Genomic DNA, 15,335 nt, shown 5'->3' on the forward strand with positions numbered 1-15,335 from the left:
AGGCCGCTATGGAAGGTTTAGAAGAAATTAGTTTTGAAATTATTAGTCACTCGGGGCAAGCAAAAGCAGAAATTATGGAGGCAGTTACCTGCTCTAAGTCTGACGCTAAAGACCCTGAGCCATTGCTGAAAGACGCCAAAGAAGAACTAAAGCAGGCGCAAAACTTACACTTAAAGGTTTTAGCTGATTTTGCTAAAACTGGTAATAACAAAATTGACCCGTTATATATGCATGCTGAAGATCAAATGATTACAGCAGAAAGTTTTTTAGACTTTGCCACCGAGTTGATTAAGACCAACCAAGAATTGGTCAAATTGCGGCAAGAAGTAGCTAAAAAACAGTAATTTTTCGTTTAAAGTTAGTAGCAATTGACCAGATGATAATATAAGCAATTGAAAGTATACAGATAATGAAGATAGAAACAAAAATTAGCAATTTTGAAAAAATGGGGATTGGCCTTTTCGTCCATTGGGGACTCTACTCTAAATTTGCCAAGGGCGAATGGTCACAGAACATCTTAAATATTTCGACCTATCAGGCGGCGTTTAATGAATTCAACCCAAAAGAAGAAAATATTCGCAGCTTAGTTAGACTAGCTAAGAAGTGCGGCTTTAAGTATATTGTTCTTACTGCCAAACATCATGATGGCTTTTACCTCTTTGATACCAAGAATATTAATAACTTTGACAGCGTCCATACCCCATTTCACAAAGATGTTATCAAGATTTTTACCGATGAATGCCACCGGCAAAAGATTGCTCCCTTTATCTATTACGCTACTTATGATTGGAATAACGTTAAGTACCGCGACGACTTTAACGGCTATTTAGCCGAAATGCGTCAACTAATTAAACTTTTATGCACTAATTACGGCGAAATTGGTGGTTTCTGGTTCGATGGTAATTGGGATAAGCCACATGCAGATTGGCAAGAAGATTTGCTTTACCAAGAAATTCGGCAATTACAACCTAATGCCATTATTACCAATAATACCGGACTAGAAAAACAAGGCGTAACGGAAGGTCGAGAAGTTGACGTATTAACATTTGAGCGTGGCAATCCAACTGCAATTAAGCATGTTCAAAACCAACGCTATTTAGCCGCTGAAACTTCGCTAACACTCAATAAACACTGGGGCAATGCCCAAAATGACCTTAATTATCTTTCTGGGCACCAGTTAATTGAGCAAATTTGCCGGACGCGCAAGGTCGGCGCTAACTTATTAATTAATGTTGGACCAGAATTTGATGGTTCACTGAATATCCACTGTCGTTCACTAATCGAACTAGTTGGTCAATGGATGGCTATCAACCATGAAGCAATTTACCATACCAATAATTATGAGCATTCAACCTACTCCACTATTTCTAATGACCATGATTTTATTAAAGGTAATTACTTATTTGTTGATGACCTAGGAAATATTGGCAACAGCAACGTCGTTCTAGGTGGCGAACAGGCACGTGAATTAGTTTTCACTAATTTTGCAAAACAAAAAATTGACCATATCGCTTGGCTAGACAACCAAGAGCCATTAGCATTTAAACAAGATCAAACAGCTAACACACTTAAAATTGCTGCCGATGGCTTTGAATATGGCACTAATTTAGTCGAGCGCGTGGCCAAAATCTATTATTAAGAACTCTCTTACTATATTTTTCGTTCAAATCAAGCGCTAATTATTATGCGCTCTCCAAGCTTAGCTTTGCTATTTGTAGTGAAGCTAGGCTTTTTTAATTAAAAAAATTCTTTAAGGCAGAAAACTATTGCCACTGCTCTTGCTCATACGCCATTTGCCAAAACCGGCATTCATAATAGCTGCTGCGCACAAAGGCTTTCTGCATCTGCCCACGCTCTCGTTCTGAAGCTTGCGCAGCTAAGTCATTGGTCAACTTTAACATGCGACTAACATTGACGTCATACCAGTCGCTATCATAGGTCTCGATCCATTTCTGGTAAAGTGCAACCGGTGAACCCGTTTGCGCCAATGCTTGACCAATTTCCTGGTAAAGCCAGTAGCAAGGCAAAATGGCACAGACACAAGGTACAAGGCCATCTTTTTCAAGCGTTTTAAACAGATGATTGACATAGGCATACGCCGTTGGCGCTGCGTCAGTTTCTTTAATCTCATTGGATGTGACTTTTAATTCCGCTAAAAAATGTTGCTGCATCGTTATTTCACATTCTTGCAAATCTTGGGCACCTGCCAGCAAGAATCGTTGCACTTCTTGACTAGTAGTTTTCTTTGCCATTAGCCGGTGAATTTTGCTAAATTCAGCTAAATAGTACCTGTCTTGCAATAAGTAAAACCGAAAAGTAGCCAATGGCAATTGGCCACTTTGCAGCTCTTTAACAAAGGGCTGCTCCATGCTTTTTTTCCACAGATCCTTTGCCGCATAACGCAATTGTGCCGTAAATTCAGTCATTATTATCTCCCTCGCCCAATTAATAGTTGCGTGTTTTTTAGTAGTTAGTTTACCTTAGTCGAGTCACTGCAGCAATTCGGTTAAATTAGTTATTGTCTTGCCCAGCAAAAGTAGCTATAATTGAAACCGATAACACGAGGGGTGCCTTTTTGAAGGCTGAGATGGCGGATAGCCAGACCCTTTGAACCTGTAAGCTAATTCTTGCGTAGGAACGTGTCAAAATCCACTTATGCTTTGACACAAATATGTCAAAGCTTTTTTATTGACCTGAAATCGGCGCAGGAGATTTTTAAAGGAGAGATTATGAAACTAGATCTGTTAGCTAAATTACGTGAAACTAATCCAATTGTCCTTAATGCCGCCAATTTTGTGACCGTTCAAGATGTCGCTAACGGCTTAAATGCGCTGGGTGCCTCGCCTATCATGAGTAAGGAAATTGCTGAGGTCGAAGAAATGGTTCAGATGGCATCAAGCATTGCCATCAACCTCGGGACTTTGACTAAATTGCAAATTATGCAAATGAAAGAAATGGGGCTACTTGCCGCGCAAGCTCAAAAACCGGTTGTCCTTGATCCCGTTGCCGTTGGCGCAGTCAATTACCGCCTGCAAACCGCACAAAAATTGCTAGAAGCTTTCCCAGCTACAATCATTCGTGGTAACGCTGGTGAAATTGCCGCTTTAGGTGGTTTTGCCTGGAATGCCAAAGGTATTGATGCGGGTTCAGGCAGTGGCGATCTTGACGAAATTACGCGTAAAACTGCGCAAAAATTGCATTGTACAATTATTGCCAGTGGCGTAACAGACACAATTAGCGATGGCCAAAATATCGCTCATGTTTACAATGGTACCCCGCTATTTCAGGCACACGTTGGTTCAGGTGACATGCTCTCAAGCATTGTTGCCGCCTTTGCGGCCGTCTGCGATAATTCTTTTGAAGCTGCGCAAACAGCTTGCCTAGTTTTTGCAGCTACTGGAGAATTGCTCGTTAATGATCATCCTGAAGTAGGCCCTGGAACATTTAGCATGTATTTGATGGATTATTTAGCTAAAGTCAAAGAAACCGAGATTACAGCTATTGCTAAATTTGATTAAGGAGGTTAGCAATAATGACAGAAGAACTAAATTCATTTCCCCAAGTTTTGACCATTGCTGGGACTGATTCCGGTGGTGGAGCCGGAATTATGGCGGATCTAAAAACTTTTCAGATGCAACATGTTTTTGGGACAGCGGTGGTTGTAGCTGTGACTGCCCAAAATACGCTCGGAGTCCAAGACTCGTTTTTATTACCACTTGAAATGGTCGATGCCCAATTTGCGTCATTAGCCTCAGACTTTAAGATTAAGGCTTGTAAAACGGGTATGTTGGGAGATGCAGCGCACGTCCATCAAGTAGCTCTTAATCTGCAAAAATATGACTTTGGTCCGGTAACCATCGACCCAGTTATGGTGGCTAAAGGCGGAGCACCTCTTCTTAGCCAAGATGCTATTGCCACCGTTAAAAATGAACTATTGCCGCTAGCTAACCTCATTACGCCTAACTTGCCTGAAGCAGAAGCTCTTACCGGAATTAAGGCTACTAGTGAACAAGAATATCCCCAATTAGCACGAAGCTTGCAAAAAATGGGTGTAAAAAACGTGCTTATTAAAGGCGGACATTCTAACGCTGAAGTTGTGCGCGATTACGCTTTATTAGCAGATGGTACCGACTTTTGGGTTAGCAGTCCACGGACGCACACTAACAGGACTCACGGTACTGGTGATACTCTTGCAGCCGCCATTACTGCTCAATTAGCTCTGGGCCATACTCTCAGTGAAGCAATTAAAATCGGCAAACAGTATGTCACCAAGGCGATTGAACAAACGATTCAGGTTGGTCACGGTCATGGACCACTTAATCATTGGGTTAAGGTAGATTAGGAGGAGATTATGGCTCAATTTAACGCAACACAATTAACCGCATATTTCGTCTGCGGGACACAAGACTTGCCAGCCGGAAAGACTTTACCTGAATTAGTCGAAGAAGCTTTAAAAGCAGGTATCACTGCTTATCAGTTTCGTGATAAAGGGCCAAAGTCAACGTTAAACGAAGATGACCGCTTACCAATGGCAAAAGAACTTCATGAACTTTGCCAAAAATTCCATGTTCCTTTCTTCGTTGATGATGATGTTAAACTTGCCCAGAAGGTTGGTGCCGAAGGAATTCATGTTGGACAAGACGATGAAGATATTTCCCGGGTAATAAAAGATGTGCAAGGAAAAATGATTGTCGGTTATTCTTGTTCAACAAGTGCTGAAATAAGTCTTGCGGATCATATTAGCGGAATTGATTATTACGGTAGTGGTCCCATCTTTGCTACTCAGTCTAAAGATGATGCTGATCCAGAAATTGGAATTGCTGGACTGACAAAATTGGTCCAACAAACTGACCGTCCAATTGTTGCAATTGGGGGTATTACAGAAAAAGATTTACCCCAAATTGCAAGCACTAAAGCTGCCGGCGCCGCTGTTATTTCAATGATTGCACAAAGCGATAATATTGCAGAAACTGTGGCCGCAATGCTAAACACTAATTGGCAGCATTAAAACTGCCCGCTATTTTAAGCACACAAAAACTCCGTTTATTAGCGGAGTTTTTTATTGATTTAATTTTAAATAATTAACTACTGTCTCATATTACTTTAGCCCTAATATTCTTATTTACACATTTTTTAAATAAGTTTCATAGACCGGACACAGTTCAAAGGCATAATTACGGTAAGTTCTAGTTGCCAACTTATCTGTTGAGTCAAATTCACCAGTTAAAGTCTGATATTTTGCTTGCGCCCAGCTTAATTGCCGTTGTTGTAAAAAATCTAGTAGTTCTGGTTTTACTGCTCCCATCCAGCCCCACGTTAATTCATGCGGATGATCTTCAAAGGTAAAAGAGTAGGCAGCAAGCTGATTTTTTACTCTTAAAACTAGTGGCGCATCTAGCAACTGATCGGCATAAATAACTTCTTGCCACCTTTCTAAAGAAAGATCAGCCACTGGGTTAGCCCGGTGATTTTCTTGGTAATCGGCATAACTTTGTCGCGCTAATTCCGCTAATTGTTCTGGACATTTTTTCAAAGCGGTCAGACTTAAGAGCTCAAAATCACTTGCAATTTTAATAGCTTTGGTCTGCTCTAAAGCTGAAGATAAAGGCATCTTGGGCATAACTGTGGTTCTAATTAAGTGAAAGCCATTGTCCTTGGCCAGAGTATTAAAGACTAGTTGCGGAGCATAATCATAAGTAATTAGGGCTTTCTTTTGCTTCTTGCGAGCAACTTGCTCTAGTTCTTCGATCATTTGCTGAAAGAGCCGTTCTTGTTCAGCTAAGGTTATTTTAGGTGAAAGATAAGCAGCAAAATTAAGAGCAGTTGGATGAAAGTCGTTAATCCAATAGGTGCTGGTCCCAATCGTTTTTCCCGCTAAAAAGTAATTTTGTTGATGTTGGGAAAATTTACCCACCATTTCTTTAATCATACGATCAGCGGCCACGTTTTTAAGTAGGTCTTTGCTCATCTCATTAAACATAATTAATCGTCACTTCACCAAATTTGCTTGATCCCTGCAAAAGCACTTTAGGACCACCGCCGGTAGAAGTACCATTGATTTCAACTTCACCAAAAACAGCTGCTAAATGATCTTCTATTCGCCAAGATAATGGCAGATAAATTACTACTTCACTCATTGAAGCATTCAGATTAATGACCACCGTATCACCAGCGACCTTAGCAGAATCAAGGTAAACATTAGTTTCACCTAAAGTAGAATTAATCGTCACACTTTCTAAATTTTGTGAATGAACGTAACGTGAGACCTCAGATAAACGCTGATTAATGACAATATTGCGGTCATTTTCATCTCTACTTCTAGAAGAAAAGTTATTACCTGTCGTTTTAAACTCACCATCTTCCCAGATTTGGTCATATTTATTCTGGTGATGATTAATGCGAAATAGCGTATCACGACGCCAACCTTTAGCAAAAATCAGGCATAAGCCAACATATACCAAACATGCAGCCAGTAATAAGGTCCACGGGACAATTTTAGTAATATGAAGCGGCCCAGCATAAACAATTAGTAAAAATGTTACTGAAAAAACCATTCCAAAAATGCTTTTACCTGCAATGCTATTAATCAGTAAAATGCCAAAAACGGCTGTCCAAAAAATTGTTCCTAAGCCTAAATGAAATGATAAAAGGTGCATTTGGTTCATAACAATATAGACTGCTGCAGCAACTAACCCAATGCCCCAAAGTATTTCCTTAATTTTTTGTTTTCTCATTATGATGACCTTCTCTCGTTTAATCGATCACTTAAACTGTGATAATAGCGGCGCGATACATAGACGGTTTTATATGAATCCCGAAAGTGAACCTGACAATTTGAAATTGACCTTGTTAACGCATAGATCTGTTTTAAATTTAAAATTGTTGATTTTGAAATCCTCATAAATTGGCTGCTCAACAAATTTTCTAATTCATAAAGTTTGTAATTGACAGTAAAAGCTTCCGTTTTCGTATGCGCGATTACCTGCCGCCCCTCAGTTTCAAAAAACAAAATATCCGCTAGATTTACATAATAGGTTAATTCATCTTTATGACACTCAAGCTGATCAGGTCGTCCATCCAATTCTTGCAATTGACGATAAATTTGTTCCACTTCGGGGGACAATTCCCGTGCATGAATGGTCACTGACGGTTCTTCTTGTTCTGGGTCAAGCTCAATTTTCACCTTCAAGATTCTCACCTGCCTTTCATCTGATATTTTTATTAAACGCTAATTAATTTTTAAAAGCCAGTTTATTTTCTCAAGTGGTCACTTTTTTTGCTTAAGTGGTTAAACAAAAAGAGTTAAACTGCCGGACGCAAAAAGCACTCATACTGCTAGTAAGAGCTAACACGATGAGTGCAAAGATTTAACCTACTTTATTCTAAACCGACATTTTTAAAAATATCATCAACGTGACGCAAGTGATAGTGGTAATCAAAAGCATCCGCAACATCATCTACTGAAAGATAATTCATAATTTTACTGTTCTCAACTAATTTTCTAAATGAAATTCCTTCATTCCAAGATTTAGTTGTCAGCTTTTGCACCATATCATATGCGTCTTCACGAGAAAGCCCTGCTTCATCGATTAGTTTAAGCAGCAGTCTTTGTGAATAAATTAAGCCATAAGTTTTATCCATATTCTTGAGCATGGTTTCGGGGAAAACATCAAGATTGGTCAAAATTCGGTTAAACCGATTTAACATATAATCAATGCCAATCGTGGTATCAGGCAAAATAATTCGTTCGGCACTTGAATGCGAAATATCACGTTCGTGCCAAAGAGTGACATCCTCATACGCCGTTACAATGTGCCCACGCAAAACCCGCGCCATTCCGCACAGATTTTCTGAGCCAATTGGATTGCGTTTATGCGGCATCGCGGATGAACCCTTTTGTCCCGCACGGAAATGCTCTTCAACTTCATGAATTTCCGACCGTTGCAAGCTGCGAATCTCTGTTGCCCAATTTTCAATGCTAGTGGCAATTAAGGCTAGTGTAGCAATGTATTCTGCGTGCAAATCGCGGGGTAAAATTTGACTTGTAATCGGCTGTTGAGTCAGCCCAAGCTGTTGAAGCACACTAGTTTCAATTTCTGGTGGCACATTCGCAAAAGTACCAACCGCACCAGAAATTTTACCGGATTCTACGCCTTTAGCAGCATGTTCAAAGCGATCAATATCGCGGTTGATTTCTGCATACCAGCGAGCCAGTTTTAAACCAAAAGTAGTAGGTTCAGCTTGCACACCATGCGTGCGACCCATTTCAACGGTATTTTTGTATTTACGCGCTTTTTCTGCAATCGTCTTTTTCAATTCCTGCAAGTCTTGTCTAATGATTTCATCGGCTTGCTTGAGAATATAACCTTGGGCAGTATCAACAACATCAGTTGAAGTCAGGCCAAAGTGAACCCACTTTTTCTCCGGGCCAAGGCTTTCAGAAACCGTTCTAGTAAATGCGACAACATCATGATGCGTTACTTGTTCGAGCTCAGCCACTCTTTCGGGTGTAAAACGAGCATTTTGCGCAATTTTGGCAGCATCTTCTCGTGGCACTTCGCCGATTTCGCTCCAAGCATTTGTCGCAGCAATCTCAACTTTTAGCCAAGCCGCATATTTATTTTCATCTGACCATATTTTGCCCATTTCAGGGCGAGTGTATCGTTCTAACATCAATTACATTTCCCAAGGATTACGTAAAACAATTGTTTGTTCACGTTCTGGTCCAACCGAAACGGTTACCAGCGGAACGCCAACTAACTCAGCAACACGGTTTAAGAATTTTTGCGCATTTTCAGGCAAATCTTCCCAGGTTTTGGCATTAGTAATATCTTCTTGCCATGCAGGTAATTCTTCGTAAACCGGCTTGCAGCGCTCCAATTCTTTTAGACTAGCTGGATAGTAATCGATTTCTTGACCATCTAGTTCATATGCGGTCGCAATCTTAATTGTGTCAAAACCACTGAAGATATCAAGCAAGTTCAAGCTTAAGCCGTTAATGCCAGCAACTCGTTTAGCATGACGCAATGCAACGGAGTCAAACCAGCCAACCCGCCGTGGTCGACCGGTAACTGTGCCGTATTCATGAGCAGTTTCACGAATGCGGTCGCCAGTCTCATCAAGAAGTTCTGTTGGAAATGGACCAGCACCAACACGAGTAGTGTATGCCTTGCAAACACCGATTACAGTGTTTAGTCGGTTAGCGCCAATCCCAATTCCGCTGGCAATTCCACCCGAAATTGTATTTGATGAAGTTACAAATGGGTATGTTCCTTCATCTAAGTCGAGCATAATTCCCTGTGCACCTTCAAACAGTACTTTTTCATCGTTATCTAGCGCATCATTAACTAATACAGAAGTATCAGTTACGTATTTTTTCATTTTTTGGCCGTATTCATAGTACTTGTTGAAGATTTCGTCATAATCAAGTTCAGGCTTACCATAAATTTTAGTAAATAATTCGTTTTTAGCAGCTAAATTAGCGCGTAATTTTTCTGCAAATGTATCTTTTTCAAGTAAATCACAAACTCTGATACCAATTCTTGAAGCCTTATCCATATAAGTTGGTCCAATACCATTTTTGGTTGTGCCAATTTTATTTGCACCTTTTGCTTCTTCTTGATACTCGTCTTGCTTAATATGATAAGGCATGATGACATGAGCACGGTTGGAAATTCGTAATTTGCTAGTATCAATCCCATTTTTTTCAAGGTTTTCGAGTTCACCTAATAAAACCTCTGGGTTAATTACTACACCATTACCGATAACTGCTCCTTTAGCAGATGCGAAAATACCGGATGGAATTAAGCGCATCTTAAAAGTTTGATTATCGATTTCAATTGTGTGCCCAGCATTATTACCACCATTGGAACGAACGGAGTAAGCTGCTTCCTTACTCAAAAAATCGGTTATTTTACCTTTTCCTTCGTCGCCCCATTGGCTACCAACAACTGTAACTGCTGTCATTTTCCTTCACCTCATTAAAAATCTACAAATATCACGTAAATAGTCTAGCAATTTAAGCTATCATAGTCAAATTTAAATGCGAATTATTCCGACTAATTTATTTTAGATAGTTCGATTTTTATATTGACAAAAATATGCTTTTTGATTATAGTAACTTGGTTTGGAAAAGAGATATTTAAATAGGAGCCGATTTACTTATGAGTAATTATTTTAGTGTAGAAGCCTTTGATTACGATGATATTCAACTTGTTCCTAACAAAGGAATCATCAAAAGCCGTCATGATGCGGATACTAGTGTTAAGTTTGGAAACCGAACATTTAAAATCCCGGTTGTTCCAGCTAACATGGAGAGCGTCATTAATGACGAGTTGGCTATTTGGCTTGCGCAAAACGGCTATTACTATGTAATGCACCGCTTTCAACCTGAAAAGCGGCTTGATTTCATCAAAATGATGCATGAAAAAGGCCTTTTTGCTTCAATTTCTGTCGGTATTAAAAAGGACGAATATAACTTTATTGATCAATTAGCAGCTGAAAAAATCGTTCCCGAATACATTACGATTGATGTTGCACACGGCCATTCCGTCTATGTCATTGACATGATTAAATACATTAAAGAAAAATTACCAGATACTTTCTTAACCGCGGGAAACATTGCCACGCCAGAAGCTGTTCGTGAACTAGAAAACGCTGGTGCTGATGCTACCAAAGTTGGTGTTGGTCCTGGACGTGCATGTATTACCAAACTTAAAACCGGTTTTGGTACTGGTGGCTGGCAGCTAGCTGCTCTTAGAATGTGCAGTAAAGTTGCCAGCAAACCACTAATCGCTGATGGCGGTATCCGTTATAACGGCGATATAGCAAAATCTGTTCGCTTTGGTGCAACAATGGTCATGATTGGTTCAATGCTAGCTGGCCACGAAGAATCCCCAGGTAACGTTATTAAGATTGACGGTAAAACCTACAAGCAATATTGGGGCTCCGCATCTGAAGTTCAAAAAGGAGCCTATCGCAACGTTGAGGGTAAACAAATGCTTGTACCATATCGGGGCTCAATTGCTGATACTTTGACCGAAATGCAGGAAGACTTGCAATCTTCTATCTCTTATGCCGGTGGTAAAACGCTTAGTTCAATTAAGCTTGTTGATTATGTTATCGTTAAAAACACCATTATGAGCGGTGATAAATAATTGCTAATTTATCCAGATAAGTAATTTGTTATAGCATTAATTAACTATTTCCGTTAAAATAATAAATATCCCAGTGCGGTTAGGTAGCAGCACTGGGATTTTTTGTTTTAGCTAATAATTAAACCTTAAAAAATCACTATTTGAGCCATAATCTAGCAGATCTTTGATTGTCATAACAATAACTAAACAATAATATATTTTAAAATTTTTCTTGAAAATCATTTTAATTGCCCTTACGATTGGTTTTGTCAAAGCTTGATAAGATATTTTGATGTAGGAGGTTCAAAGCATTGATGAAAGAAAAATTTAGCGGTATTGAAGAATTTAAAGATATTGAAATCGCATATATGCGGAGAACGGGTGCTTATGGCCCGGGAAATAATCAATTAATGGATGATTTCAAAGCACACTTAAAAGAGCATAACTTACTCACAGACGATAGCACCATACTTGGGATAGCAATGGATGATCCAATCCAAACGCCACCAGAAAAGCAAAGATATGATGTAGGCATTATTATCACTGATGGTGAAAAAAAGATTGATTTACCTACTCGTAAGATTCCTGACGGACGTTACGCAATCTTTGAAATTGCTCATACCGTTGAGGGAGTATCACATTTTTGGGAAAATATTCAAAATTTAACGAGTGATTTACCGGTAGATAACACTAAACCAATAATTGAGCGGTATGCTTCTTCAAAAGTTTCAGCACACTTATGCGAATTTTGTGTTCCTGTGAGATAAATTAATGAAAAAGGTAAGTTATTAATGGAAAAACAATCATGGGTATTATGTCCTACTTGCAATAGCAAGACCCGAATTAAGGTACGTGAAGATACGGAGCTATTAAGGTTTCCACTATTCTGTCCCAAGTGTAGACACGAAAATCTAATTAATCTAAAACATGGAATTATTACAGTTATTAAAGAGCCAGACGCGAAGACGCAGAGCCAATAATTTGTAGGAATTACTCTTACAGATTATTGGCTCTTTAATTTTTGAATGTGATACTTAATGTTTATCATGAGGTCCAATTTTTAGTACATTAAATAATTTCACTAATTCAGCAATAACATCATAAGTGTAACAATTTCTATTATGGCTTCATTTATAAATCTTTTCGATTATTTACTTGATACATTGTTTTTATCTCATATTTATTTAAAGAATAGTAATTAAACAATAGTAAGATCAAACAAGATATACGAAATGGCATTGAACCTGCAAGCTCAACGCTTTTTGTTAATAACTAATTTTTCAACTAAGTCAATCATTTATTTATAGATGACTTGGCTTATTCTTATATGTTTGACGGAGTTTTTAATTATACACTGACAATACATTATTAACCTTAACGTAAGTATCATGACCAACATTAGGGGTACAATATTACTAGTTGCATAAAAAGTACCCAAAAATTAGAGAATGCTCTAATGTTTGCTTACTAGGAAACCAGATATATAAAAGTTTATTAACTCTGATGTTTCCCATTTGCTGAATTATTTATACTCAGTTTAGATCTTTTATAACTTCCACTTTTTTAATAATTAGTTATACAGACTAGATTACTATAAATATAAGTATTAATAGTAATTATTCTTATTACACTATCAATATTTGATACTTTTAAATATTAATTTTTACCTTAAGCCTAGTTAATATTAACTAAAAACAATAGTTAGTAAGACAGTCACAGAAATAAGGATGAATTTTTTACTAAATTTCATAAACATATTCTTCATTTGATATAACTACAATAATTATATGGGTTCCAAGTTTAGAATAACTTAGAGGCTTTTATTATGACCAAAATAAGATATTTAATTTTTTAACAATTATTATATTAGTAAAAAACGGTGAGAAAAAATTCTCACCGTTTTTAATTACCCTATTTTTGGTTTAACCAGAATTATTAATCTTGGGGCACCCGAACCAAATTATCCCGCACCAAGCACTCAGCAATTTCCACTGTGTTGCTGGCAGCGCCACGTAACAAGTTATCGGCCACTACCCACATGTGGAACGCTCCGGCGTTTTCTTCATCGGCACGGATTCGGCCCACAAAGGTTTCACGCTTGCCCGCTGCTTGTAGTGGCTGCGGATAAAGCTGCTTTGACGGGTCATCTTGTAAAACTAAGCCCGCTGTTTGCGCAATTGTTTGCTGAATTGCCTTAACGCTTGCAGCATGATCTTTCACAACAAAGTAGACAGTTTCACCATGACCAATTTCAACCGGAACCCTGACACAAGTTGCGGTAACTTTAATTTGACTGGAGTCCTGGTCATTAAACAAAATTTTCTTGGTTTCATGAATCATTTTCCATTCTTCGTGAGTGTAGCCGTCATTTTCAAAGACATCAATCTGGGGTAGCAAATTAAAAGCCAAGGGATAGTGCTTGCGATCAGCCCCGGTTGGTAAAATTTGGGCTTGGGGCTGTTGCCCATTCAATAAGTCTTGAGCCTGCTGCAACATTTCATCCCAAGCAGCTTTTCCAGCACCGGACACCGCCTGATAAGTTGAAACAATTATCTGGCTTAAGCCAAAACGCTGAAAAATAGGATACAATGCAACTACCATTTGAATAGTTGAACAATTGGGATTGGCAATGATGCCATGATGATGGGCTAATTGCTCATCGTTTACTCCAGGAATAATTAGTGGTACGTCATCGTCCATCCTGAATGCACTTGTATTATCGACGCAAACCGCACCGCGCTTAACTGCTTCTGGCAATAATTTTTGAGAAACTGCGCCACCGGCTGAAGACAAAACCAAATCAACCCCGGTAAATGATTCAGGCGTAGCCTCTTCGACGGTGATTTCACGTCCCTTGAACTGCAATTTTTTTCCGGCGGAACGCTTTGAAGCCAGTAGTTTAACTTGTTTAACCGGAATATTCGACTGTTCAAGCTCACTAATTAAACGCTGACCAACCGCACCGGTTGCTCCTAGTATTGCAACGACGTATTCTCTCATTTGTTATCATCCTTTGTTACTAAAAAATTCTTAATTCTGTTTACGGCTTCATGTAAGTCTGCATCACTAGCAGCATAAGAAAAGCGGACATGTCCCTCTCCTCCGGGACCAAATGCACTGCCAGGGGTACCGCCGACTTTAGCTTGTCGCGCTAAGTCAAGTGCAAATTTTTCATCGTCTGTCCCGTATTCAGCTGGAATTTGTGTAAAAACATAAAATGCCCCCTCGCTGGTCATCGTCTTTAAGCCCAAATCATTAAGAGCTTTAACCAAGTAGTCCCGCCTTTTTTGATAAATTGGGCGCGCCTGTGCTGGATCATCATCGCCATGTTCTAGCGCTTCTGCAGCCGCTGCCTGGGCCGGATTAGACGGAGCTGTCACTAAAAAAGCATGCATTTTAGCAATTGGACTGATCAAATTAGCCGGACCCGCAATATAGCCGATGCGGTAGCCTGTCATCGCGTGTGACTTAGATAGGCCATTAATTAAGAGGGTACGGTCGGGCAAATAACGGGCAATGGAAGTATGCTTAATGCCATAAGTCAGTTCACCATAAATCTCATCGGAAATTACATATAAGTGATTTTCTGCAATAATCGGGGCCAGCTGAGCCAAAACGCTGCTAGAACATTCGCGACCGGTAGGATTGGTCGGATAATTGAGCAAAATTGCTTTGGCATGAGGATGCTGCCGTAATGTGTCTTTCAAGGCTTCCGGCGTCAGAACAAAATCGGTTTTGGCGGTATTAATTGGCACCAATTTTGCTTTAGTAAATTGAATTAGCGGAAAATATAAGGCATAAGATGGGGTCGGCACAATAATTTCATCCCCTGGCTGAAACAACGCCAGCATCGCGCAAGCAATCGCTTCTGTCGCACCAACCGTAACAATGACTTCAGTTTCGGGATCATAAGACAAATTTTGTTTGAGTTTTAAATAGGCGCTTATTGCTCGACGCAATTTTGGAGTACCCTTTTGGGCCGAATAATGGGAATCATTATTTAAAATGCTTTGAACAGCTGCTTGTTTAACGTGTTCAGGTGTATTTAAATCTGGTTCTCCTAAAGTTAATTTAATTAAACCCGGAATATCATCAACTTTTTGGGCAAACGCACGAATCCCTGAAGGTGGTATTTCGGCCAAGGGCGTGGCAGTTATTGCAGTTAAATCAGCAGCTAAATGAGGCATTTTAATTACTCCT

General features: G+C 39.3%; 16 protein-coding genes and 1 riboswitch. Of the genes, 8 read left to right on the forward strand and 8 right to left on the reverse strand.

Annotation, left to right across the window (positions count from 1 at the left end; genetic code table 11):
• Nucleotides 1-8 precede the first annotated feature (8 nt).
• Nucleotides 9-344: a PTS lactose/cellobiose transporter subunit IIA gene (locus tag J3U54_RS02375; RefSeq protein ID WP_220220331.1), complete on the forward strand. Its 336-nt coding sequence runs from the start codon at nt 9-11 to the stop codon at nt 342-344.
• 65 nt (nt 345-409) lie between these two features.
• On the forward strand, nt 410-1,639 hold the full coding sequence (locus J3U54_RS02380) for an alpha-L-fucosidase (RefSeq protein ID WP_267384941.1): 1,230 nt from the start codon (nt 410-412) through the stop codon (nt 1,637-1,639).
• A gap of 124 nt (nt 1,640-1,763) precedes the next feature.
• Here the strand turns inward: J3U54_RS02380 and tenA are convergent, their stop codons facing one another.
• Entirely contained in the window at nt 1,764-2,426 is a 663-nt protein-coding gene (gene tenA / locus J3U54_RS02385) for a thiaminase II (protein ID WP_103752547.1), read from the reverse strand.
• Nucleotides 2,427-2,553: 127 nt separating this feature from the next.
• A riboswitch (TPP riboswitch) is annotated at nt 2,554-2,655 on the forward strand.
• A 74-nt stretch (nt 2,656-2,729) separates the two neighbouring features.
• Between tenA and thiM the strand changes: the two genes are divergently transcribed.
• The 3 genes from thiM to thiE are packed head-to-tail and all read left to right on the forward strand — an operon-like array spanning nt 2,730 to nt 5,008.
• Nucleotides 2,730-3,518, forward strand: a complete 789-nt coding sequence (gene thiM, locus J3U54_RS02390) for a hydroxyethylthiazole kinase (protein ID WP_103752548.1) — start codon at nt 2,730-2,732, stop codon at nt 3,516-3,518.
• A gap of 14 nt (nt 3,519-3,532) precedes the next feature.
• A complete protein-coding gene (thiD, locus tag J3U54_RS02395; protein ID WP_103752549.1) occupies nt 3,533-4,342 on the forward strand; it encodes a bifunctional hydroxymethylpyrimidine kinase/phosphomethylpyrimidine kinase in 810 nt (269 codons plus the stop codon).
• Between the two features lie 6 nt (nt 4,343-4,348).
• Nucleotides 4,349-5,008 (forward strand): thiamine phosphate synthase, encoded by a 660-nt coding sequence (gene thiE, locus J3U54_RS02400; protein ID WP_410476862.1) that lies wholly within the window; start codon nt 4,349-4,351, stop codon nt 5,006-5,008.
• Between the two features lie 114 nt (nt 5,009-5,122).
• On the opposite strand, the gene J3U54_RS02405 is transcribed toward thiE, so the two are convergent.
• The 5 genes from J3U54_RS02405 to J3U54_RS02425 form a co-directional block, all read right to left on the reverse strand.
• Nucleotides 5,123-5,980, reverse strand: coding sequence for a hypothetical protein (locus J3U54_RS02405; RefSeq protein ID WP_103752551.1), 858 nt, complete (start codon nt 5,978-5,980; stop codon nt 5,123-5,125).
• Nucleotides 5,973-6,734, reverse strand: coding sequence for a LiaF transmembrane domain-containing protein (locus J3U54_RS02410; RefSeq protein ID WP_103752552.1), 762 nt, complete (start codon nt 6,732-6,734; stop codon nt 5,973-5,975). Before J3U54_RS02410 ends, J3U54_RS02405 begins: the two co-directional genes overlap by 8 nt.
• Nucleotides 6,734-7,189 carry a LytTR family DNA-binding domain-containing protein gene (locus J3U54_RS02415; protein WP_103752553.1) on the reverse strand — a complete coding sequence of 152 codons (456 nt, stop codon included), beginning with the start codon at nt 7,187-7,189 and terminating at the stop codon, nt 6,734-6,736. The genes J3U54_RS02410 and J3U54_RS02415 overlap by 1 nt, the downstream gene beginning before the upstream one ends.
• A 188-nt stretch (nt 7,190-7,377) precedes the next feature.
• Nucleotides 7,378-8,673: an adenylosuccinate lyase gene (purB, locus tag J3U54_RS02420; protein WP_267384943.1), complete on the reverse strand. Its 1,296-nt coding sequence runs from the start codon at nt 8,671-8,673 to the stop codon at nt 7,378-7,380.
• A 3-nt stretch (nt 8,674-8,676) separates the two neighbouring features.
• Complete coding sequence (locus tag J3U54_RS02425) at nt 8,677-9,966, reverse strand: adenylosuccinate synthase (RefSeq protein WP_220220340.1); 1,290 nt, start codon at nt 9,964-9,966, stop codon at nt 8,677-8,679.
• Between the two features lie 197 nt (nt 9,967-10,163).
• Here J3U54_RS02425 and J3U54_RS02430 point away from each other — a divergent pair, with 197 nt between their 5' ends.
• The 3 genes from J3U54_RS02430 (at nt 10,164) to J3U54_RS02440 (ending at nt 12,115) form a co-directional block, all read left to right on the forward strand.
• Nucleotides 10,164-11,156 (forward strand): GMP reductase, encoded by a 993-nt coding sequence (locus J3U54_RS02430; RefSeq protein ID WP_103752556.1) that lies wholly within the window; start codon nt 10,164-10,166, stop codon nt 11,154-11,156.
• Nucleotides 11,157-11,449: 293 nt separating this feature from the next.
• Nucleotides 11,450-11,902 carry an AraC family transcriptional regulator gene (locus J3U54_RS02435; RefSeq protein WP_103752557.1) on the forward strand — a complete coding sequence of 151 codons (453 nt, stop codon included), beginning with the start codon at nt 11,450-11,452 and terminating at the stop codon, nt 11,900-11,902.
• Nucleotides 11,903-11,926: 24 nt separating this feature from the next.
• On the forward strand, nt 11,927-12,115 hold the full coding sequence (locus J3U54_RS02440) for a cysteine-rich KTR domain-containing protein (RefSeq protein ID WP_103752558.1): 189 nt from the start codon (nt 11,927-11,929) through the stop codon (nt 12,113-12,115).
• 955 nt (nt 12,116-13,070) lie between these two features.
• On the opposite strand, the gene J3U54_RS02445 is transcribed toward J3U54_RS02440, so the two are convergent.
• Nucleotides 13,071-14,135 (reverse strand): aspartate-semialdehyde dehydrogenase, encoded by a 1,065-nt coding sequence (locus J3U54_RS02445; RefSeq protein ID WP_103752559.1) that lies wholly within the window; start codon nt 14,133-14,135, stop codon nt 13,071-13,073.
• Nucleotides 14,132-15,322, reverse strand: coding sequence for an aminotransferase class I/II-fold pyridoxal phosphate-dependent enzyme (locus J3U54_RS02450; RefSeq protein ID WP_267384944.1), 1,191 nt, complete (start codon nt 15,320-15,322; stop codon nt 14,132-14,134). Before J3U54_RS02450 ends, J3U54_RS02445 begins: the two co-directional genes overlap by 4 nt.
• Nucleotides 15,323-15,335 lie beyond the last annotated feature (13 nt).

Origin of the sequence: Lactobacillus sp. B4007 (assembly GCF_026535895.1) — a bacterium.
Taxonomy (GTDB): Bacteria; Bacillota; Bacilli; order Lactobacillales; family Lactobacillaceae; genus Lactobacillus; species Lactobacillus panisapium.

Excerpts from the sequence above, each read along its gene's own strand:
- J3U54_RS02375 (WP_220220331.1), top strand. The coding sequence starts at position 9 with ATGGAAGGTTTAGAAGAAATTAGTTTTGAAATTATTAGTCACTCGGGG.
- J3U54_RS02380 (WP_267384941.1), top strand. The coding sequence starts at position 410 with ATGAAGATAGAAACAAAAATTAGCAATTTTGAAAAAATGGGGATTGGC.
- tenA (WP_103752547.1), bottom strand. The coding sequence starts at position 2,426 with ATGACTGAATTTACGGCACAATTGCGTTATGCGGCAAAGGATCTGTGG.
- thiM (WP_103752548.1), top strand. The coding sequence starts at position 2,730 with ATGAAACTAGATCTGTTAGCTAAATTACGTGAAACTAATCCAATTGTC.
- thiD (WP_103752549.1), top strand. The coding sequence starts at position 3,533 with ATGACAGAAGAACTAAATTCATTTCCCCAAGTTTTGACCATTGCTGGG.
- J3U54_RS02405 (WP_103752551.1), bottom strand. The coding sequence starts at position 5,980 with ATGTTTAATGAGATGAGCAAAGACCTACTTAAAAACGTGGCCGCTGAT.
- J3U54_RS02410 (WP_103752552.1), bottom strand. The coding sequence starts at position 6,734 with ATGAGAAAACAAAAAATTAAGGAAATACTTTGGGGCATTGGGTTAGTT.
- purB (WP_267384943.1), bottom strand. The coding sequence starts at position 8,673 with ATGTTAGAACGATACACTCGCCCTGAAATGGGCAAAATATGGTCAGAT.
- J3U54_RS02425 (WP_220220340.1), bottom strand. The coding sequence starts at position 9,966 with ATGACAGCAGTTACAGTTGTTGGTAGCCAATGGGGCGACGAAGGAAAA.
- J3U54_RS02430 (WP_103752556.1), top strand. The coding sequence starts at position 10,164 with ATGAGTAATTATTTTAGTGTAGAAGCCTTTGATTACGATGATATTCAA.
- J3U54_RS02435 (WP_103752557.1), top strand. The coding sequence starts at position 11,450 with ATGAAAGAAAAATTTAGCGGTATTGAAGAATTTAAAGATATTGAAATC.
- J3U54_RS02440 (WP_103752558.1), top strand. The coding sequence starts at position 11,927 with ATGGAAAAACAATCATGGGTATTATGTCCTACTTGCAATAGCAAGACC.
- J3U54_RS02445 (WP_103752559.1), bottom strand. The coding sequence starts at position 14,135 with ATGAGAGAATACGTCGTTGCAATACTAGGAGCAACCGGTGCGGTTGGT.
- J3U54_RS02450 (WP_267384944.1), bottom strand. The coding sequence starts at position 15,322 with ATGCCTCATTTAGCTGCTGATTTAACTGCAATAACTGCCACGCCCTTG.